This window comes from Humidisolicoccus flavus, from assembly GCF_045689595.1.
GTDB classification, from domain to species: domain Bacteria; phylum Actinomycetota; class Actinomycetes; order Actinomycetales; family Microbacteriaceae; genus Humidisolicoccus; species Humidisolicoccus flavus.
This window is the reverse complement of record NZ_CP142724.1, coordinates 1,099,956-1,119,325: the sequence shown is the minus strand read 5'-3', so window position 1 is coordinate 1,119,325 and position 19,370 is coordinate 1,099,956. Positions and strand designations below refer to the sequence as shown.

Here is a 19,370-nt window from a genome sequence, read left to right as displayed (position 1 = left end):
CATCGCGAATGGGTCTGTTCCAGGGCCACGCCCTCGCCACCGCAAGGGAAGGAAGGTGGGAGGGCGCGGGCCTGGAAGCGCAGGTCCGGAGGGGCTAGGCGATCTTGCGCTCCTGCTCGTGCAGCATCTGCTCGAGGCGCCAGCGCGTGTGGCTGAGCTGTCGGTGCAGTCCCTCGGGAAGTCGATCGCCGAACCGCTCGTAGAAGCTCGCGATGTCATCGCATTCTGCAAGCCATGCGTCTTCGTCGATCGCGAACAATTCGCGCATGGTGGCCTCACTGATGTCCAGGTCATCGGTGTTGATCGAACCGTGCGCCGGCAGAATGCCGAGCGGACTCTCGACACCGAATCCGGTCCCGTGGACGCGGGCGGCGATCCATTCGAGGACCCGAGCGTTCTCGCCGAACCCTGGCCACAGGAATCCACCGTCATCGTCGCGACGGAACCAGTTCACGCTGAAGATCTTGGGCGCGTGCCGACCGAGTCGCTGCCCCATCTTCAACCAGTGGCCGAAGTAGTCGGCCATGTTGTATCCGCAGAACGGCAGCATCGCGAAGGGGTCGCGTCGGATCTCGCCGACGGGGCCTTCGGCCGCAGCCGTCTGCTGGCTCGAAATCGTCGATCCGACGTAGACGCCGTGCTCCCAGTCGCGTGCTTCGAGCACGAGGGGAACTTGCGTCGGTCGTCGCCCGCCGAACACGATCGCGTCGATGGGGATTCCTTCGGGAGCATCCCATTCCGGGGAGATCGAGGGGCACTGCTCGGCGCGGACTGTGAAGCGTGCGTTCGGGTGTGCGGCCGGGGCTGCTCCGGGCAACCAGCGTTCACCACGCCAGTCGGTGAGACCGCTCGGTGGCGTCTTCGTCATACCCTCCCACCACACGTCACCGTCGTCATCGAGCGCGACATTCGTGAAGAGGGTGTCTCGCTCGAGCATTGCCATCGCGGTTGCGTTGGTGGCTGCGCTCGTTCCGGGAGCGACGCCGAAGAAGCCGTTCTCGGGATTGATCGCGTAGAGCTTTCCGTCCGCCCCGGGTTGCATCCAGGCGATGTCATCACCGATCGTCTCGACCTTCCACCCCGGAATGGTCGGGGCGAGCATCGCGAGATTGGTTTTGCCGCACGCGCTCGGGAATGCAGCGGCGAGGTGCAGACGTCGCCCATCATCGTGCGTCATTCGCAGGATCAGCATGTGTTCGGCGAGCCAGCCTTCTTCCCTTGCCATCGTGCTCGCAATGCGGAGCGCGAAGCACTTCTTCGCAAGGAGCGCGTTGCCGCCGTAGGCCGAACCGAACGACCAGATTTCCCGGGTCTCAGGAAAGTGCGTGATGTATTTGGTGGCGTTGCAGGGCCAGGCGACATCGTGCTCGCCATCGAGCAGGGGAGCGCCTACGGAGTGGACCGCGGGCACCCAAGCGTCGCCCTCGCTGATCGCCTCGAGGACGGCGCCGGAGACACGCGTCATGAGATGCATGCTCGCAACGACGTAGGGGGAGTCGGTGATCTCGACGCCGAGCTTCGAGATCGGACCGCCGAGCGGGCCCATCGAAAAGGGAATCACGTACATGGTGCGGCCCCGCATCGCGCCCTTGAACACTGTCGCAAGCTCTGCGCGCATTGCTTCGGGCTCGTGCCACTTGTTCGTCGGCCCCGCGTCGGCGGCATCGAGCGAGCAGATGAAGGTGCGATCTTCGACGCGTGCGACATCGCGTTCGTCGCTTCGGGCGAGCCAGGACCCGGGTCGTGCGGGAACCTGCACGATGGTGCCGTTCGCTTCGAGAGTCTTGAGCACCGCTGCATACTCGGCGGAGCTGCCATCGCACCAGACGATGGTGCTTGGTTCAGTGAGGGTGGCGACGGCGTCGACCCATTCCTCAACGGAGGCCTGTGAACTCTCGGGAGCGAGCGGAAGATGTGTCATGTCTTTCATTCTGCGAGGGTTTTCGGGCAGTAGTTCGCGATTTCATGGCGAAAGAATCTTGATTTTTGAGTATTCTGAAATCGTGGCAGATCTTTCAGTACTCGGACACCGAATCAGGCATTACCGGAGCGACGCGGGACTCACGCTCGATGCGGTGAGCGCAGCCGTCGGGCTCGCTGCGAGCCAGCTCTCACTCATCGAGAACGGCAAGCGCGAGTTGAAGCTCAGTCAGCTCGAACTCATCGCGAACGCGCTCGGCGTCACGACCTCGCAGCTCCTCGCCGACGAGGCGCCGAACGAGCGCGCCAGACTCGAGATCGAACTGGCAAAGCTCCAGTCGGGCGCCGTCTACCAGAAGCTCGGTCTTCCTCTGGTGCGGCCATCGAAAAGCATGCAGGACGCTGCGCTCGAAGCCCTCGTCGGATTGCACCGCGAACTCGATCGTCGTTCGAAGGAGGCGATCGCAACGCCCGAGGAGGCACGACGAGCGAACACGGAACTCCGGCGCCTCATGCGCGAGCGAGCGAACACGCTGCCCGAGATCGATGCGCTCGCGGAAGAGCAGCTCGCTGCAGTGGGCCATGAACGCGGCAGCCTCACGCACCGTAGTGTCTCGCTCATGGCTGAGCGTCTCGGCTTCAAGCTCGTGTACGTCTCCGACCTCCCGCACTCCACGCGGAGCGTCACCGACCTCGAAAACGGTCGCATCTATCTGCCACCGGCCTCGATCCCCGGAGGCCACGGACTCCGCTCCATGGCGCTGCAGGCGCTCGCACACCGCCTCCTCGATCACAGTGAGCCGACCGACTACGCCGACTTCCTCTGGCAGCGACTCCAGATCAACTACTTCGCGGCGGCGACGCTCATGCCGCTCGGCAACGCGCTCGAATTTCTGCACCGTGCGCAGAAAGATCGCAACATCGCAGTCGAAGACTTTCGCGATGCCTTCGGAGTGACCCATGAGGCAGCGGGGATGCGCTTCACGAACCTCGCGACGACGCATCTTGGCATGACGACCCACTTCTTACGCGTCGACGACACCGGGGCGATCAACCGGGTGTACGAGAACGACGAGCTGCCGCTGCCGAGAGACGCATTCGGGGCGATCGAGGGGCAGATGGTGTGCCGTCACTTCGGAGCCCGCACCGCCTTTGACCGCAAGAGCCGAACGACCGAGAACTACCAGTACACCGACACGCCCGCCGGAACGTTCTGGTGTTCGACACAGACGGGGGCTGCGACTGGATCGGAGTTTTCGATCACGATCGGCGTGCCCTTCGACGCTGCGAAGTATTTCCGAGGGTCCGAGACCTCCTTGAGGACGGCTTCCGAGTGCCCCGACATCCGCTGCTGTTCGACCCCGAATCCGCAGCTCGCGCAGCGCTGGCGAGGTCAGTCCTGGGCGTCCGCGCGAATGCACGCGCACGTGCTCGCTCCCTTGCCCTCTGGAACGTTCCCCGGCGTCGACGATGCGGAACTCTACGAATTCCTGGGTCGACACGCGAACGACGAACGGCACGAATAGTCGACCGGAGCCGCTGGCCCGGTGCGGCAGTACGCCGAGACCATCACGTGCAGATGCAGAAGGGCACCCGGGGATTCCCGGGTGCCCTTCTGCGCGCTCAGGCGAGGGGGGTTATCGAGCGAGCTCGTAGCCGGCCTCGTCGATTGCCGCTGCGATCTGGTCCTGCTGCAACGGAGCATCGCTCGTGACCTGCACGATCGAGACACCTTCTGGGTTCAGCGAGACGCTCACGGTGCTGACGCCTTCGAGTTCGAGCAGTTCCTTCGTCACTGCAGTTTCGCAGTGATCGCAGGTCATGCCGGTGACCTCGATGGTGCTGACGACCTGTCGCTCGGTGTCGACGGGGGCTGCAGCCTTGGCGTCGCCGCCACCGCAGCATCCGCCGCCGCAGCAGGAATCTGCGCTGGACTGGCCGAGGAGTGGGAGTTCTTGCGTCATGGTGAACCTTTCGCCGAAAGTTAGGAGCGAACGAGTCGCTTGATGGCTGCGCTTGCTTCTTGGATGCGTTCGTCGGCGACGGAGCCGCCTTCGCGAATCGCATCACTCACGCAGTGGGAGAGGTGGTCCTCGAGCAGTTGCAGAGCAACGGTTTCGAGAGCTTTGGTTGCAGCGCTCACTTGCGTGAGAACGTCGATGCAGTACGTGTCTTCTTCAACCATACGGTGGATACCGCGAACTTGTCCTTCTGCTCGCTTCAATCGTGCGAGGAGCGCGGCTTTTTCGTCTGAGTACCCCGTGGTCATGGTTCGATTCTATACCTCCTGGGGGTATCCGCGGAAGCGCTCCACAGCGACGACTTTCCTCCGAACCTCCTGCAACCTTCGGGCCTCCCGGGGGTGCGAGGGATACTCTGCTCTCCATGGCCAACTCGGTTCCGGACGCCGCGCGCACAGCGTTGCAGCATCGCGATCTCAGTCTCGACCTCGTTCGAGTGCTCTGCGTACTCCTCGTGGTCGTCGTGCATACGCTCCTGGTCGGAGTGCGGCAGGTCGAGGGCGGCATCGAGGTCGAGAAGACCGTCGAGTTGCAGTCTTGGTTCACCCCCGCGACCTGGGTGTTGCAGATCATGCCGATCTTCTTCGTCATCGGCGGCTTCGCCTCGAGCGTCGGATTTGCCTCGCTGCAGCGGCGCGGTGGCGACGCCGCCGACTTCGCGAAATCGCGGCTGCTCCGCCTCGCCAGGCCCGCGCTGCCCGTCTTCGCCTTCTTTGCAATCGCGCTCGCGGTTGCAGGAATGCTCGATCTCGCCCCTGAACTCGTCGCGACGGTCGCCAGTGGGGTCGGTTCGCCGCTGTGGTTCCTGGCCGCGTTCGTGCTCGTCCAGGCGCTCGCCCCGTTCATGTTGCAATTGCACCGCCGAGCGCCCTGGCTCGTGCTCGCCGTGCTCTTCGGCGCGGGACTCATCGTCGACAGCGTTCGCTACTTCGGCGGAGAACCCCTGTTCGGGCTCCCGAACTTCGCCTTCGTCTGGTTGTTCGCGCAGCAGCTCGGGTTCTGGATGCACGACGGCTGGTTCAAAGCTCGCCGCCCCGTAAGCCTAATCGGCATGATCGCGCTCGGGTATCTCCTCGTCTGGGGGCTCACCGCGGTGATTCCGTACTCGCTCAACATGCTCGCGAGCCAATTCCCTCCCGTCGTTCCGCTCATGTGTTTCGCACTCACCCATACCTGCATGCTGACGCTGCTCTCGAAGCCGCTGAACGCGCTCATGCAGTTCAAAGCGATGCAGGCCTTCGTCTGGCTGTTCGGCAGCCGGCTCATGACGGTCTACCTCTGGCACCTCCCTGTCATCCTGCTGCTCGTGGGCATCCAGCTCCTCCTGCCCTTCGCGCTGAGCGAGCCGGGCAGCGCGATCTGGTGGATGGAGCGACCCGTCATGGTCGTCACCGCCCTCGCTGTGGTGTGTGCGCTCTCCGTCGTCCTCGTCCGCTTCGAGCGCCCCTGGCGGCACGACAAGCGGCCCCGCCCAGCGGCCTGGCGAATCTGGGTGGCCGTGGTGTGCTTCTTTGTCCCGTCCCTCCTCATCGCGATTCAGGGGCTATCGCTCGTGCTTGCGCTCGTCGGACTCCTTGGAACGCTCGTCTCACTGATCCTCGTTCGCTCGAACGCCCAGAAGCCCGCACCGGCTCGACAGCGCGAAAACGCAGCCTAGGTCTCCCGAACAAACCCGATGATCGACGCCAGGTCGGTGCGGGGTTATTCTCGAACCATGGAGACAGCATTTGATCGTGAACCGAATCCCAAGCTCGTCTCAGAATCGCTCGCGGGGAGCGCCTTTGGGTCGATGTGGCTTGACACGAAGCGTCAGACTCGCCCGCGCCTGAAAGGCCACCAGGACTGCGACCTGCTCATCATTGGCGCCGGGTACACGGGGCTCTGGAGCGCGCTCCACGCCAAGCGACTCGACCCGGGCGCTCGCGTCATCCTGATCGACGCGGTGCGCGTCGGCTGGGCGGCTTCCGGCCGTAACGGCGGCTTCGTCGACGCGAGCCTCACGCATGGTCGTGACAACGGAGAGCGCCGCTGGCCCGCCGAGATCGATCGGCTCGACGAGCTCGGTATGGAAAATCTGAACGGCATGCAAGACGAGATCGCCGAACTCTCACTCGATGCAGAGTGGGAGCGCACCGGCATGCTGACCGTCGCGACCGAGCCGCACCAGGTCGAGTGGCTGCGCGAGGCCGCGATCAGTGGTCCGGGTCGGCTGTTGAGCCTCGAGGAGGTGCGCCAGGAGGTCGATTCACCGACGTACCTCGCGGGCCTGTTCGAAAAGGACAGCTGCGCGATCGTGAACCCCGCGAAGCTCGCCTTCGAGTTGGCTCGGGCCTGCGAGGAACTCGGTGTGCAGATCTTCGAGCACACGAAGGCGAACTCGCTCGATAACGACGCCGAGTACGCGAACGTCGTCACAGGCGGCGGCTCGATTCGCGCTCGCAAGGTCGTTCTTGCAACCAACGTGTTCCCGAGTCTGTTGAAGCGCAATCGCCTCAACACGGTGCCCGTCTACGACTATGTACTCGCCACCGAGCCGCTCACCGACGCGCAGCTGGCGAGCATCGGCTGGCAGCAGCGGCAGGGTGTCGGCGACAGCGCCAACCAGTTCCACTACTACCGCCTTAGCGCAGACAACCGGATCGTCTGGGGTGGCTACGATGCGATCTATCACTACGGCGGCAAGGTTCTGCCCGAATACGAGGATCGCGCGGAGTCGTACAACAAGCTCGCGGCGCATTTCTTCACGACCTTCCCGCAGCTCGAGGGTGTGCGGTTCACGCACCGTTGGGCCGGTGCGATCGACACCTCGACCCGCTTCTGCGCGCACTGGGGCCTCGCCCGAGGCGGCAAGGTGGCGTACGTCAATGGCTTCACCGGGCTCGGTGTCGCTGCATCGCGCTTCGCTGCCGACGTTTGCCTCGATCTGCTCTCCGGCGAGAAAACCGAGCGCACCGAGTTGCAAATGGTTCGCCAGATCCCGATTCCGTTTCCACCGGAGCCCATTGCGAGTGCCGGAATTCAGGCAACGCGGTGGTCGCTCGATCAGGCGGATCGCTCCGGTGGTCGCCGCAACGTGCTCCTGAAGACGCTCGACGCGCTCGGGCTCGGTTTCGATTCGTGACGCGGATCCGTCGCCTCGAGGGGATCACGGTTGCAACGTCGGTGCTGCCGAACAGCGAGATCGTGGCCGGAGCGCCACGTGCTGGTGCCACGGAACTTGCTCAGCTCGGCGGCGCCGAAATCGGACTCTGGGAGATGACGGTCGGCGCGGCGAGCGATGTCGAAGCCGATGAGTGCTTCCTGGTGCTCACGGGACGAGCCACGATCCTGTTCACACAATCGGGCGAGTCGGTCGAGATCGCCGCGGGCGATTTCGTGACCCTGCACGCTGGCGAGCAGACCGAATGGACCGTGCACGAGCCGCTGCGGAAGCTCTACATCGCAGCGTGAGCCGTGATCGTCGGTACTATTTCGTGTGCCCAATCCTGAGTTGAACGAACCCGAAGACGCCGCCGTCCCCGAAATCTCCGGCGGCGAGGGGTCCATCAACCCGGAAGACCTGGAGACCACACTTCGAGTACTCCGCGAACTGGCGAAGCTCGACCGTGAAGATCCGGACTTCGTGAAGGTGCGGCACGCGACGGCGCACATGATCAAAGCGGTGAAGCACGCCAGCCGTACGAAGAAGCGGCAGCGGATCGCAGATGCCGATCGCGCGGTCGTCGCCGCCACAGCAACCGGGGCGCCCGACCGAATCGATGATGAAACTCGCGGAAACCCGATCTCGGGATCGACGGTTGCCCCGACCGCTGGCGAGTTCATCACTGCGAGGCCGTGCTACATCTGCAAACAGAAATACACGATCGTCGACGCGTTCTATCACCAGCTCTGCCCGAAGTGCGCAGCCATGAGCCACGCAAAGCGCGATGCTCGCACCGATCTCACGGGAAAGCGCGCGCTGCTCACCGGTGGTCGCGCGAAGATCGGCATGCACATTGCCCTGCGGTTGCTTCGCGACGGCGCGCACACCACCATCACGACGAGGTTCCCGCGCGACGCGGTCCGTCGATTCACCGCGCTCCCGGATTCGCACGAGTGGATCGATCGGCTCAAGATCGTGGGGCTCGACCTCCGCGATCCAGCGCAGGTCATCGGCCTTGCCGATTCGGTGGCCGAGGCTGGTCCGCTCGACATTCTGATCAACAACGCCGCCCAGACGGTCCGTCGCTCCAGCGGCGCCTACGCGCCGCTCATCGAGGCCGAATCCTCGCCATTGCCGCAGGGTGTGCTTCCTGAGGTCGTGACCTTTGGCCACACGCACGATCCGCACCCGCTCGCCCTGGCAGAGTCGATCTCGAACAACCCGATTCTCGCTAAGACGGCGATCGATGCAGAGACGCTGACCGCCGAGGCGATGACCGCAGGGTCGTCCTCGCTCGCGAGGCTCGCGGCCGGGACCGCGATCGACGCGGGTGGTCTGCTTCCAGACGAGGACCACAGCAACTCCTGGACGCAGCATGTCGACGAGGTGCCACCGCTCGAAATGCTCGAGGTGCAGTTGGCGAACATGACGGCACCGTTCTTGCTCGTGAGCCGACTCCGGCGCTCGCTCGCAGCGTCGAGCGCGCGACGCACGTACGTCGTGAACGTTTCTGCGATGGAGGGCGTCTTCGGCCGCGGATACAAGGGTCCCGGCCATCCGCACACGAACATGGCGAAGGCGGCGCTCAACATGCTGACCCGCACGAGCTCTCGCGAAATGTTCGAGTCCGATGCGATTCTGATGACCGCTGTCGACACCGGCTGGATCACCGACGAGCGGCCGCATTTCACGAAGATCAGGCTCGCCGAAGAAGGGTTCCACGCACCACTCGACCTCGTTGACGGCGCGGCCCGGGTTTACGATCCAATTGTGCGCGGCGAAGCGGGGGAGGACCTCTTCGGTGTCTTCCTGAAGAACTACGAGCCGAGTTCCTGGTAATCACACACTCATCGAGCCACCGTGCTCGATTCGAAAGGGCAACGCAATGCGGTTATGGTCTCTGCACCCCTCACTGCTCGATCGCCAGGCGCTGATCGCGAGTTGGCGTGAGGGGCTGCTCGCGCAGTCGGTGCTTACGAAGACGAGCGGCGGGTACAGCAACCACCCGCAGCTCGCGCGCTTTCGCGCGAGCGGTGACGCTTCGGGCGCGATGGCGACGTTCCTGCAGGGTCTCGTCCACGAGGCAGATGCGCGTGGTTACCGGTTCGATCGCACGAAGATCGTCGGGGTGCCGAGCGAGGAATTGATTCCGGTGACACTCGAGCAGCTGCGATTCGAAGCGGCGTGGCTGTGCGAGAAGTTGCGAGACCGCTCTCCGGAGTGGCCGGCGCTTGCTGCGCTCTCGGATGTCGCTGCCGAGGCAGTGACACCGCACCCTCTGTTTCGCGCGGTACCCGGACCGATCGAGCCGTGGGAACGTGGCGTGCTCAGCGAGGCCCCGAAGCAGTAAAGCGTGAGTGCGTCGACCGCGAGCAATTGGCAATGAGTAGTCGAGCTTTCGAGCAGTCGATCCGAAGAGCTTGGGACCCCTGCTGGATAAAAGTCCCCTTTGGCGAAACACCTCCCGATTCGTTGGAGACAATGAGTTGTAAAAAATCTCTAACCCAACGACTCTACGAACTCGTCATCGACCAAGATGCCCAGATCATTCGGGGTGGGGTACTCGTAGCCTGTTGGCACCTGAACGTCGCACGTCCGCACGTAGAAATCCTGCGCTGAACGTACGTTCTCGGACGTGAATGCCGCAATGCCCGCTTCCTTCAACTTTTCTTGGACATCCAGCCTTGCATCCAGCAGTTCAGGAAATTCTTCTTCCCAACGCTCGTCGATCAACTCGTTTCGTCTTTCGAGCGCTTTGTTGTACCGCTCCGACCCCTGTTCGTAAGCGGAAAGTTTCGGGCCCGATACCTCGATCCATTCCTGCACGGCTTGCTCTGCCTCACCATAGCCCTCCGGGTAAAAGCTGATCATGCCGGACTCGATTGCGCTGGTGAGGAGGGAGCGAATAGTGAAACCCTGCCAAAGAAGAGGATCGCTACCGATCGGATCGACGTACCACTCGCACATAAGTTGTTTAGCGTCAGCTATCGCGGCAGTACGCTTTTCCGCATCTTCTGGAGCTTCCGAGGTCCTGAGAGTTAGACCAGTCCCGTTCTCTGGTGACGCTTCAACAATTTCTCCTGTATAGATGTTGAACTCTGAGTCAAGGTCGAGTGCGGCATACGAGAGTAGCTGATGTTCCCACCCCGCTTGGAGGTCAATTCTAAAGTTTCCGCTACTGCAAGAAACGAGCGTGACTGTGAGAAAGGAGGCCATTACCAGACCTACAAGTTGCGAACTCTTTTTCATAGCCGAATGCTAGCAAAATTAGGTGGTCAAAAATGCGTCTTTGCTTTTAGTTCTGCACAATTCTAGAGAACACCAAGCCGCGAGAATATAACCGACTTTTAGTCTGAGTTTGTCGGAACAATGACTTCAGTCTTTTGGATCTGAAGTTCACGGACTGGAAGCGAAAGCATCGACCTCGAGGAGCCGACGAGAAAAATTTGGTGCCCCCTGCTGGATTCGAACCAGCGGCCTTCTGCTCCGGAGGCAGACGCTCTATCCCCTGAGCTAAGGGGGCAAAGGGACGATCTAGGCTAACACTTTTCGCGGCCCTCGTTGCACCAGTGAGATGTCGGGAGCGGGGTCGAGAATTCACGGAAATCCTGTCCCCCTTTTTGTCCCGCGATTTGTGCGAGACTGCACCTATGCGACGAGTTTCAGCCACTGCCCGCGCCACGGCGACGGGTGACACCGAGTTCCTCGTCGCGATGGGCGCAGCCAACAGTTACCAGCGTGAAGAAGTGCTGACGGTGCGCTGGAATGACACGTTTCCGCCGCTGCAACAGGAGTCCTACGAGCACCTCGGCTGTGCCGTGCGCTTTTCGACGGGAGCGGGCGGGGTGGAGGTCGAGTATTCGGCGACCATCGAGCACTACGCCGATCCGCTGCCGATGCTCCTTGGCGAGACCGAGATGTATCTGCGACCGAGTCGATACTGCGAGGTCTTCGAACTGCAGTCGTTCGTGAGCGAACGGTTCGGGCGGGCGAGCGGCTGGAACGCCGTTGATGCCGTGACGAACTGGGTGCACCGGAACTTCACCTACTCGCCGGAGTTCTCAGGGATCGACGACTCCGCGATTTCGACCCTCAAGAAGTCGGGCGGGATGTGTCGCGACTACGCGCACGTCACGATCTCGCTGTTGCGCGCACTCGGGATCCCGGCTCGATATGTCTCGACTTTCGCGCCAGGGCTCACCCCACAGGATTTTCACGCAGTCGTTGAAGTCTTCCTCGATGAGGCCTGGTGGGTGGTTGATGCGACAAGGCTCGCGCCACGCGGCTCACTCGTCCGGATCGCAACCGGACGCGACGCGCTCGATTGCGCTTTCATGTCGAACACGGGCGCGATGATCGAACTCAATGGCCTGTCCGTCACTGCGAGCGACGACCAGCTGGCGGAGGACGCCGTGGACGACCCGAAGCAACGGGTGCAGTTGCGCTAGTCGATGTTCGCTGCGACGGTTCCGACGATGGGCGCCGCATCTTCTTCGCTCGCGAAGTACTGACTCGCCACCACGATCAGGCTGTCGCCCCGAATTTCGGACAGGCTCCCGATGTCACCTTCGGTTGTGAACGCGCCGGTGTCGGTGAAGCCGAATTCGATCTCACTGCGCTGCTCCTGCGTCAGTGCCGCGACACCGATGATCAGAACGTCGCCGCTCGTGGTGTGTTCTGCAGTGCAGACGGTGCCGCCGTACTCGGTGATCGGATCAAACGAGGCGGGCAGCGTCGAGGGGGCGTCAGCGAGCGCGAAGTTCGGGTTGACGTCGTAGAAATTCTGCAACGAGAACACCGACTCGCAATCCTGCGGAACCGGGATCACGACGTCCTCGCTCGGCGTTGGTTCGGACGAGGGTTCGCCTTCGCTCGAGGAGGGGGCGGGGACGGATGTGCTCGGATTCGGGTTCGCCGTTTCGTCGCTCGTGTCGAGAATTCCGGGGGTGCACGCGCTCAATCCGACGACGGAGACAAGAGACAAAAGCAGAAACGGAGATTTGCGCATGGCGCCAAGCATAGAATCGAAGGGTGACCCCAGCTGAGTTGACCCGCCTACTTGGCGCGATTGTTCGAGAGATTGCCGCCCAACACGACCCTGAGGTCGTACCGGAAGAGCGCGACATCGTGCTCGAGCGCCCTCGAAACCGCGACCACGGCGACTGGGCGACCAACGCGGCCATGCGCTTCGCGAAGCGTCTCGGCATGCAGCCGCGCGTCCTCGCGGAAGAGATCGCGACTGCACTCCGCGCCATCGAGGGCGTCGAGTCGGTCGACATCGCAGGCCCAGGATTCATCAACGTCACGCTCTCGGCAGGGAGCGCCGGCGAACTCGCACGCACCATCGTCGAACAGGGCGAATCCTTTGGTCAGGGTGACTCCCTCGCTGGAGTCAAGATCAATCTCGAATTCGTGTCCGCGAACCCGACCGGTCCGATCCACCTCGGTGGTACTCGCTGGGCAGCGGTCGGCGATTCGCTCGCCCGGGTCTTCCAATCGCAGGGCGGCGATGTCACCCGCGAGTACTACTTCAATGACCACGGTGCACAGATCGACCGTTTTGCCAGAAGCCTCGTCGCCTCGTTCCGCGGCGAGCCGACCCCGGAAGACGGCTACGGCGGCGAGTACATCGCTGAGATCGCGAGCCGTATCGAGGCGAGCGCGGAGGTCGATCTGCTCGACCTGGGCGACGAACAGCTGCAGGAATACTTCCGCGAGCAGGGCGTCGACCTCATGTTCGGCGAAATCAAGCAGGACCTCGCTGACTTCGGAGTCGTCTTCGACGTCTTCTTCCATGAGCACGATGTGCAGGCGAATGGCGACGTCGAGCGTGCAATTCAGCGACTGCGCGATCTCGGGCACATTTTCGACGAGGACGGCGCGATCTGGTTGCGCACCACGACCTTTGGCGACGACCGTGACCGTGTGATCGTCCGTTCGAACGGTTCTCCCGCCTACTTCTCGGGCGACCTCGCGTACTACCTCAACAAGCGTGAGCGTGGATTCGAGCAGAACTACATCATGCTCGGCGCAGACCACCACGGCTACGTGGGCCGCATGATGGCGATGGCGGCAGCCTTCGGCGACACCCCGCACGTCAACCTCGAACTGCTCATCGGGCAGATGGTGAACCTCGTGAAAGACGGCGGTCCCGTCAAGATGTCGAAGCGAGCCGGAACGATCGTCACGATGAACGACCTCGTCGAAGCCGTTGGCGTCGACGCGGCGCGGTACGCGCTCGTGCGTTCCAGCGTCGATTCCCCCATCGATATCGATCTCGATCTGCTGCAGAAGCGTTCGAACGACAATCCGGTGTTCTACGTCCAGTACGCGCACGCCCGGACCTCAGCGGTCGGGCGCAACGCGGCGAGCGCGGGGATCGAGCGCAGTGCATTCGACCCTTCACTGCTTGCACACGAGTCCGAGAGCGCGCTGCTCGGTGCACTCGCTGACTTCCCTCGGGTGCTCACGCAGGCCTCGGAACTGCGCGAGCCGCATCGGGTCGCCCGCTACGCCGAAGAACTCGCGGGGCTCTATCACCGCTGGTACGACTCGTGCCGAGTGGTCCCGAAGGGCGACGAGCCGGTCACCGATCTCGCGCGAACGCGTTTGTGGCTCAATGATGCGACGAGTCAGGTGCTGCGCAACGCGCTCACTCTTCTCGGTGTCTCTGCTCCAGAGCGGATGTGATCATGCGTCGCCGGACAGTCCTCATCTCCTCCGGAGTCGTCGTCTTGGCGCTCGGAGTCGGGCTGTGGATCGGCGACAACTTCGCCCGTGGTGAGATCGAGGACCGTGCGCGAGGGATCGTTGCAGAGGCGCTCGATCTCGATTCCCCAGAACTCGTCCATGCGGAAATGAACGGCTTCAGCGCGCTGTGGCAGCTCGCGATGGGCAACGTTTCGCACATCCACGCCGAAGCCAATCAGGTCGAGTTCGGCGAGGCCTCGGGAGATCTCAACATCGACATGTTCGGGATCCCGACGAACGAGGTGCAGCCGGTCGGCCGCGTCCAGGCGTCGCTCGCACTCAGTCAGAACGATGTGCTCGCATTGACCTCGAGCTTCGTCGATCTTCCCGTCACCTCGATCGAATTGATGCCGCCAGACATCCGTGTCGGCACTGGCGTCTCTGTGCTCGGTTTCGAAGTCCCGCTCGTGATTCTCGTGAATCCTTCAGCGGAAAACGGCGAAGTCGCCCTCCACGTCACCGATGTCGAGATCGACGGGGTTGAGCACTCGCTGGCAGACGCGGTGAAGGCGCTCGGGTTCGACCCTGGGAATCTCGTCACGACCGACGGATTCTGCTTGGCGCAATTCCTGCCGGAGCCGCTGCAGATCGAGGATGTGCGAGTTTCGGCGGAACGTGTCACCATTTTCTTTGGCGCAAACGGGCTCACCAGTCCAGACCTCCAGGGTGCTCGAGGAACCTGCTAACCCGCAGGCCAGAGCAATCCCGCTTCACATCTTGAACCGAGAAAGTTTTTATCGTGTCGCAACTTCACCCGCTTGCACCCGGGTATCTCGTTCCGAACGCTGATCCGAACGCGCTCGCCGTGGGCGTCTGGCCCGAAGGCACGCGCCGCACCGATGCCACGATCGAGATGGGCGGGGTGGGCCTCGACGCGCTCGCGGCCGAGTACGGAACTCCGCTCATGGTCATCGATGAGCAGGTGCTGCGCGATCGCGCAGCGGCAATCCGGCAGATTTTCGAGCGCGCCTTCTCGCCGCTCCACAACGAGGTGCACGTGTACTACGCGGGGAAGGCACTGCTCACGATTGATGTCGCGCGCATGGTCGCTGCGGAGGGTCTTCGAATTGACGTCTGTTCCGGAGGCGAACTCGCGGTCGCGCTCGCTGCGCAGGTGCCGGGGGATCGCATCGGTTTCCACGGCAACAACAAGTCGACCTCTGAGATCGAGGCGGCGGTTGCAGCCGGAGTCGGCACGATCGTCGTCGACTCCGAGATCGAAATCGAACGGATCGCGCAGGCTGCTGCTGCGGCCGGTGTTTCGCAGGCCGTGCGACTGCGCATCAACGTCGGCGTGCATGCGAGCACGCACGAGTACCTCGCAACCTCCCACGAGGATCAGAAGTTCGGCGTCACGATAGACGACGCCAGCCGCCTCGTTGAGCGAATCCGTTCCTTCGAGTCGCTGCGCTTTCTGGGACTGCACACGCACATCGGTTCGCAGATCGTCGCGCACGAGGGCTTCATCGAATCCGCGCGGCGCATGCTCGAACTGCACGCCTCGCTCCTGGGGGACGGGCCGGTTCCAGAGCTCAACCTCGGTGGTGGATTCGGAATTCGCTACGTCGAATCCGATGAGGAGCCCTCGCTCGCAGACTTCGCCAAGGCTCTGGCCGAGTTCCTCCGCGGAGAATGCGAACGGCTCTCGATCCCCATTCCGGCGGTCGCGTTCGAACCCGGTCGTTGGATCGCTGGCCCCGCCGGGGTGACGGTCTACACGGTCGGCACGGTGAAACGAGTGCAGCTTGGTGACAGCGAGCGTGTGTACGTCAGTGTCGACGGAGGCATGAGCGACAACGCGCGCCCCGCGCTCTACGAAGCGCACTATTCCGCTCGGCTCGCGAACCGTGAGAGCGAGGCCCCTGCTGTACTCGCTCGCGTGGCGGGCAAGCACTGCGAGAGCGGCGACATCGTTGTCGATGCCGAATGGCTTCCCGGCGATGTGCAGGCGGGCGATCTGCTCGCGGTTCCGGCAACTGGTGCATACTGTGCGAGCCTGTCGAGCAACTACAACTACCTCATGCGTCCCGCGATGGTGGCGGTTGCCGGTGGCAACTCCCGAGTGCTGGTTCGGCGCGAAACGATGGATGACCTTTTGGCGCGAGACGCTGGACGACAAGGATGAACGTGAACGCATATCGCAGTCTGAAAGTCGCTTTGATCGGAGCCGGCAGTGTCGGCTCGCAGGTCGCGCGACTCCTCCTGGAGCACCGTGAAGAACTCGCGAGCCGAGTCGGTGCCCCGCTCGACCTCGTCGGGATCGCCGTGCGCAACATTGACGCACCGCGTGATGTCGAGCTCCCATCGGAGCTGCTCACGACGGACGCGGAACGTCTGATCCAGGGCGCCGACATCGTGGTTGAACTCATGGGCGGTATCGAGCCGGCTCGCACACTGCTCCTGAAAGCACTCGGTGCAGGCGCAGACGTCGTGACCGCGAACAAGGCGCTCATTGCGACGCACGGCGCTGAGCTGCAGGACGCCGCAGACCTCGTCGGCGCGCAGTTGACGTACGAGGCAGCGGTCGGCGGCGCGATCCCGATCATTCGACCGCTCGAATCGAGCCTCGCGGGCGACCAGGTCAATCGTGTGCTCGGCATCGTGAACGGCACCACGAACTTCATTCTCGATCTCATGCACCGCGAGGGCGCAAGTCTCGAGGACGCCCTCGCTGAGGCGACCGCGCTCGGCTATGCGGAAGCCGATCCGACGGCAGATATCGAAGGTTTCGACGCAGCGCAGAAGGCCGCGATCCTCGCGAGCCTCGCATTCCACACGCACGTCCCCGTCGAGGCGGTGCACCGCGAGGGAATCACCTCGGTCACCGCCGAGCAGGTCGAGGCCGCAAATCGTGCCGGTCAGGTCATCAAGTTGCTCGCGATTTGCGACCGGGTCACAACGCCAACGGGCGAGCAGGTCAGCGTTCGCGTCCACCCTGCGCAGATCCCGGGCGACCACCCGCTCGCAGCAGTGCACGAAGCGAAGAACGCGATCTTCGTCACGGCCGAGAACGCCGGCGACCTCATGTTCTATGGCGCTGGTGCTGGCGGTCCCGAAACCGCGAGTGCCGTGCTCGGCGACCTGGTCTCGGCGGCTCGACGGCACGTGATCGGTGGCCCAGGGCTCGCGCCATCTCGTCACGCCGGACTCCCGATCGCGCCATTCGCTTCTGTGCGCACGCAGTACCAGCTGACGGTCGATGTGAGCGATGCTCCCGGTGTGCTCGCTGCGATCGCCGAGGTGTTCCACCAGCACAGCGTTTCGATCGAGTCCTTGACGCAACGCACGAAGATTGGCGCGCCAGCGTCCGAGACGCATGGCCAGTTGGCTACGCTGGTGATCGGTACGCACGATGCTGACGAGGGCCGACTGCAAGAGACTGTCGCCTCGCTCCAAGCGCATGAGAGCGTCGGCGAAGTCCGCGCCATCATCCGACTCGTTGCGCAGTCGCACGACTGATCGCTCCACCACGACTGACGTTCAATTCAGGAGAGAAGCAATGGCTACACAGTGGAAAGGCGTTATTCGCGAATACGCCGAATACCTCGACGTTTCGGATGCCACTCCGATCGTGACGCTCGGTGAGGGCGGCACGCCACTCGTCCACTCGCGCGCCTTGTCGCAGCGCACGGAGGCGAACGTCTTCATCAAGGTCGAGGGCATGAACCCCACCGGCTCCTTCAAGGACCGTGGAATGACGATGGCGGTCTCGAAGGCGATGGAGGCCGGCGCGAAGGCGATCGTCTGCGCCTCGACCGGTAACACGAGCGCCTCGGCCGCGGCCTACGCAGCGCAGGCAGGCATCATCGCCGCCGTGCTCGTGCCCGCTGGAAAGATCGCGATGGGCAAGCTCGCCCAGTCGGTCGTGCACGGCGCGCAACTGCTGCAGGTCGACGGAAACTTCGACGACTGCCTCGACCTCACTCGCGAGCTCGCAGACAAGTACCCGGTGCACCTGGTGAACTCGGTCAACAACGACCGCATCGAAGGCCAGAAGACCGGCGCGTTCGAAGTCATCGATGTCCTCGGTGACGCGCCCGACATTCACTGCATCCCCGTTGGCAACGCCGGAAACATCACCGCCTACTTCCGCGGCTACCGCGAGCACGCGGAGCGCGGCATCGCGAGCAAGCTGCCTCGGATGTTCGGGTTCCAGGCATCGGGCAGTGCACCGATCGTTCGCGGCGAGGTCGTCAAGGAGCCAGACACCATCGCGACCGCGATCCGGATCGGCAACCCTGCCTCATGGCAGCAAGCGCTCGAAGTGCGCGACGACTCGCGCGGACACTTCGGAGCGATCAACGACACCACCATTCTCGAAGCGCAGGCACTGCTGGCGCGTGAGGTCGGCATCTTCGTCGAACCTGCCTCCGCGATCAGTGTCGCAGGACTGCTCGAGCGCCACGCAGCGGGCGAGATCCCGAAGGGCGCGACGGTCGTGTGCACGGTGACCGGCCATGGCCTCAAGGACCCGCAGTGGGGGCTGAAGCGTCCAGACGGCAGCGACGTCGTTCCCGTGACCGTGAGCGTCGACGTCGCCGAGGTCGCATCGAGCCTCGGACTCTCCGCATGAGCGCAGTGATCGGTCGCAGGGTCAAGGTCCGCGTTCCTGCGACGAGCGCGAACCTCGGCCCGGGCTTCGACACGCTCGGTCTCGCGCTGAACCTGTACGACGAACTCATCGTCGAGGCCGTCGAGCCCGGCACCGTCCGCGTCGATATCGACGGCGTTGGTGCCGGCGAGGTGCCGACGGACGAGAGCAACCTCGTGGCGAAGACGGTGCTCGAGACCTTCGATCGTCTCGGCCAGCAGCGTCCGGGCATTGTCATCACTGCGAAGAACCGCATTCCGCATGGTCGCGGACTCGGATCATCCGGTGCAGCGATCGTCGCGGGCATCACGGCGGCGCGTGGGCTCCTGCAGGGAATCAGCGATGTCACCGACGCAGATGTCCTTCGATTCGCCACCGACATCGAGGGACACCCGGACAACGTCGCTCCGGGAATCTTCGGCGGACTCACGATCGCCTGGGTCGACGAGTCGGGCCCTCAGCACAAGCAACTCGCCGTTCACCGCGGTGTCTCGCTGCTCGTGTGCGTTCCAGAGGCGCAAATGTCGACCGCGCTCGCACGGAGCCTGCAGCCCGAGTCCGTCCCGCACAGCGACGCAGTCTTCAACCTCTCGCGTTCGGCGCTCCTCGTCGCAGCACTCGTCCAGTCACCCGAAGTGCTGTTCCCCGCGACCGAAGACCGTCTGCACCAGACCTACCGGTCCGCAGCGATGCCAGAAACCAGCGCATTGATCGCAGAGCTTCGTGCAGCGGGCCATGCTGCAGTCGTTTCGGGAGCCGGTCCGAGTGTGCTCGTCCTGAGCAGCGACCCGGCCGAGCGGCTCGCAGCGGCCGAACTCGTTCAAGAACGACACGGGGGCGCCTGGAAGACACTGCTGCTCGCGGTTGACATTAAAGGTGCTACAGTTGAGCCGTTCCCTCACGGCACCGAGGCTTCGCCCGGGCCGGGAACTCTCTGAGACTCCAT

18 protein-coding genes and 1 tRNA gene are annotated in these 19,370 nt (G+C 63.4%); 13 read left to right on the top strand and 6 right to left on the bottom strand.

The features are described from left to right. Window positions 1–94: 94 nt before the first annotated feature. Window positions 95–1,930: a phosphoenolpyruvate carboxykinase (GTP) gene (locus tag U2H20_RS05320; protein ID WP_430593452.1), complete on the bottom strand. Its 1,836-nt coding sequence runs from the start codon at window positions 1,928–1,930 to the stop codon at window positions 95–97. A 73-nt stretch (window positions 1,931–2,003) separates the two neighbouring features. Here U2H20_RS05320 and U2H20_RS05315 point away from each other — a divergent pair, with 73 nt between their 5' ends. Continuing rightward, entirely contained in the window at window positions 2,004–3,446 is a 1,443-nt protein-coding gene (locus U2H20_RS05315) for a helix-turn-helix domain-containing protein (RefSeq protein ID WP_430593451.1), read from the top strand. 111 nt (window positions 3,447–3,557) lie between these two features. On the opposite strand, the gene U2H20_RS05310 is transcribed toward U2H20_RS05315, so the two are convergent. Together U2H20_RS05310 and U2H20_RS05305 are read right to left on the bottom strand one after the other, a co-directional pair. Next, entirely contained in the window at window positions 3,558–3,884 is a 327-nt protein-coding gene (locus tag U2H20_RS05310; protein WP_430593450.1) for a heavy-metal-associated domain-containing protein, read from the bottom strand. Window positions 3,885–3,904: 20 nt separating this feature from the next. Continuing rightward, window positions 3,905–4,189 carry a metal-sensitive transcriptional regulator gene (locus U2H20_RS05305; RefSeq protein WP_430593449.1) on the bottom strand — a complete coding sequence of 95 codons (285 nt, stop codon included), beginning with the start codon at window positions 4,187–4,189 and terminating at the stop codon, window positions 3,905–3,907. A 116-nt stretch (window positions 4,190–4,305) separates the two neighbouring features. Here U2H20_RS05305 and U2H20_RS05300 point away from each other — a divergent pair, with 116 nt between their 5' ends. The 5 genes from U2H20_RS05300 to U2H20_RS05280 are packed head-to-tail and all read left to right on the top strand — an operon-like array spanning window position 4,306 to window position 9,433. Further along, a complete protein-coding gene (locus tag U2H20_RS05300; protein WP_430593448.1) occupies window positions 4,306–5,598 on the top strand; it encodes an acyltransferase family protein in 1,293 nt (430 codons plus the stop codon). 57 nt (window positions 5,599–5,655) lie between these two features. Continuing rightward, complete coding sequence (locus U2H20_RS05295) at window positions 5,656–7,062, top strand: NAD(P)/FAD-dependent oxidoreductase (protein WP_430593447.1); 1,407 nt, start codon at window positions 5,656–5,658, stop codon at window positions 7,060–7,062. After that, window positions 7,059–7,391 carry a cupin domain-containing protein gene (locus U2H20_RS05290; RefSeq protein ID WP_430593446.1) on the top strand — a complete coding sequence of 111 codons (333 nt, stop codon included), beginning with the start codon at window positions 7,059–7,061 and terminating at the stop codon, window positions 7,389–7,391. Before U2H20_RS05295 ends, U2H20_RS05290 begins: the two co-directional genes overlap by 4 nt. A 40-nt stretch (window positions 7,392–7,431) precedes the next feature. After that, window positions 7,432–8,922, top strand: coding sequence for an SDR family NAD(P)-dependent oxidoreductase (locus tag U2H20_RS05285; protein WP_430593599.1), 1,491 nt, complete (start codon window positions 7,432–7,434; stop codon window positions 8,920–8,922). 46 nt (window positions 8,923–8,968) lie between these two features. Next, a complete protein-coding gene (locus tag U2H20_RS05280; protein ID WP_430593445.1) occupies window positions 8,969–9,433 on the top strand; it encodes a pyrimidine dimer DNA glycosylase/endonuclease V in 465 nt (154 codons plus the stop codon). 149 nt (window positions 9,434–9,582) lie between these two features. On the opposite strand, the gene U2H20_RS05275 is transcribed toward U2H20_RS05280, so the two are convergent. Together U2H20_RS05275 and U2H20_RS05270 are read right to left on the bottom strand one after the other, a co-directional pair. Further along, complete coding sequence (locus U2H20_RS05275; RefSeq protein WP_430593444.1) at window positions 9,583–10,332, bottom strand: hypothetical protein; 750 nt, start codon at window positions 10,330–10,332, stop codon at window positions 9,583–9,585. Window positions 10,333–10,530: 198 nt separating this feature from the next. Then, a tRNA-Arg gene (locus tag U2H20_RS05270) sits at window positions 10,531–10,606 on the bottom strand. 127 nt (window positions 10,607–10,733) lie between these two features. Between U2H20_RS05270 and U2H20_RS05265 the strand changes: the two genes are divergently transcribed. Then, window positions 10,734–11,531 (top strand): transglutaminase-like domain-containing protein, encoded by a 798-nt coding sequence (locus U2H20_RS05265; RefSeq protein ID WP_430593443.1) that lies wholly within the window; start codon window positions 10,734–10,736, stop codon window positions 11,529–11,531. Here the strand turns inward: U2H20_RS05265 and U2H20_RS05260 are convergent. Beyond that, on the bottom strand, window positions 11,528–12,091 hold the full coding sequence (locus tag U2H20_RS05260; RefSeq protein WP_430593442.1) for a hypothetical protein: 564 nt from the start codon (window positions 12,089–12,091) through the stop codon (window positions 11,528–11,530). The genes U2H20_RS05265 and U2H20_RS05260 overlap by 4 nt on opposite strands. A 23-nt stretch (window positions 12,092–12,114) precedes the next feature. Here U2H20_RS05260 and argS point away from each other — a divergent pair, with 23 nt between their 5' ends. Genes argS through thrB form a run of 6 tightly spaced genes read left to right on the top strand, consistent with a single transcriptional unit; the run spans window position 12,115 to window position 19,362 of the window. Continuing rightward, window positions 12,115–13,773: an arginine--tRNA ligase gene (gene argS, locus U2H20_RS05255; protein ID WP_430593441.1), complete on the top strand. Its 1,659-nt coding sequence runs from the start codon at window positions 12,115–12,117 to the stop codon at window positions 13,771–13,773. A 2-nt stretch (window positions 13,774–13,775) separates the two neighbouring features. Further along, window positions 13,776–14,519, top strand: a complete 744-nt coding sequence (locus U2H20_RS05250; protein WP_430593440.1) for an LmeA family phospholipid-binding protein — start codon at window positions 13,776–13,778, stop codon at window positions 14,517–14,519. Window positions 14,520–14,572: 53 nt separating this feature from the next. Beyond that, complete coding sequence (lysA, locus tag U2H20_RS05245) at window positions 14,573–15,958, top strand: diaminopimelate decarboxylase (protein WP_430593439.1); 1,386 nt, start codon at window positions 14,573–14,575, stop codon at window positions 15,956–15,958. 2 nt (window positions 15,959–15,960) lie between these two features. Then, window positions 15,961–17,292 (top strand): homoserine dehydrogenase, encoded by a 1,332-nt coding sequence (locus tag U2H20_RS05240; RefSeq protein WP_430593438.1) that lies wholly within the window; start codon window positions 15,961–15,963, stop codon window positions 17,290–17,292. Window positions 17,293–17,332: 40 nt separating this feature from the next. Then, window positions 17,333–18,406 carry a threonine synthase gene (thrC, locus tag U2H20_RS05235; RefSeq protein WP_430593437.1) on the top strand — a complete coding sequence of 358 codons (1,074 nt, stop codon included), beginning with the start codon at window positions 17,333–17,335 and terminating at the stop codon, window positions 18,404–18,406. Further along, window positions 18,403–19,362, top strand: a complete 960-nt coding sequence (gene thrB, locus U2H20_RS05230; protein WP_430593436.1) for a homoserine kinase — start codon at window positions 18,403–18,405, stop codon at window positions 19,360–19,362. The genes thrC and thrB overlap by 4 nt, the downstream gene beginning before the upstream one ends. The last annotated feature ends 8 nt before the right edge of the window (window positions 19,363–19,370 follow it).

Coding starts and splice junctions, on each gene's coding strand:
- U2H20_RS05320 (WP_430593452.1), bottom strand. CDS start 1,930: ATGAAAGACATGACACATCTTCCGCTCGCTCCCGAGAGTTCACAGGCC.
- U2H20_RS05310 (WP_430593450.1), bottom strand. CDS start 3,884: ATGACGCAAGAACTCCCACTCCTCGGCCAGTCCAGCGCAGATTCCTGC.
- U2H20_RS05305 (WP_430593449.1), bottom strand. CDS start 4,189: ATGACCACGGGGTACTCAGACGAAAAAGCCGCGCTCCTCGCACGATTG.
- U2H20_RS05300 (WP_430593448.1), top strand. CDS start 4,306: ATGGCCAACTCGGTTCCGGACGCCGCGCGCACAGCGTTGCAGCATCGC.
- U2H20_RS05295 (WP_430593447.1), top strand. CDS start 5,656: ATGGAGACAGCATTTGATCGTGAACCGAATCCCAAGCTCGTCTCAGAA.
- U2H20_RS05280 (WP_430593445.1), top strand. CDS start 8,969: ATGCGGTTATGGTCTCTGCACCCCTCACTGCTCGATCGCCAGGCGCTG.
- U2H20_RS05275 (WP_430593444.1), bottom strand. CDS start 10,332: ATGAAAAAGAGTTCGCAACTTGTAGGTCTGGTAATGGCCTCCTTTCTC.
- U2H20_RS05265 (WP_430593443.1), top strand. CDS start 10,734: ATGCGACGAGTTTCAGCCACTGCCCGCGCCACGGCGACGGGTGACACC.
- U2H20_RS05260 (WP_430593442.1), bottom strand. CDS start 12,091: ATGCGCAAATCTCCGTTTCTGCTTTTGTCTCTTGTCTCCGTCGTCGGA.
- U2H20_RS05250 (WP_430593440.1), top strand. CDS start 13,776: ATGCGTCGCCGGACAGTCCTCATCTCCTCCGGAGTCGTCGTCTTGGCG.
- thrC (WP_430593437.1), top strand. CDS start 17,333: ATGGCTACACAGTGGAAAGGCGTTATTCGCGAATACGCCGAATACCTC.
- thrB (WP_430593436.1), top strand. CDS start 18,403: ATGAGCGCAGTGATCGGTCGCAGGGTCAAGGTCCGCGTTCCTGCGACG.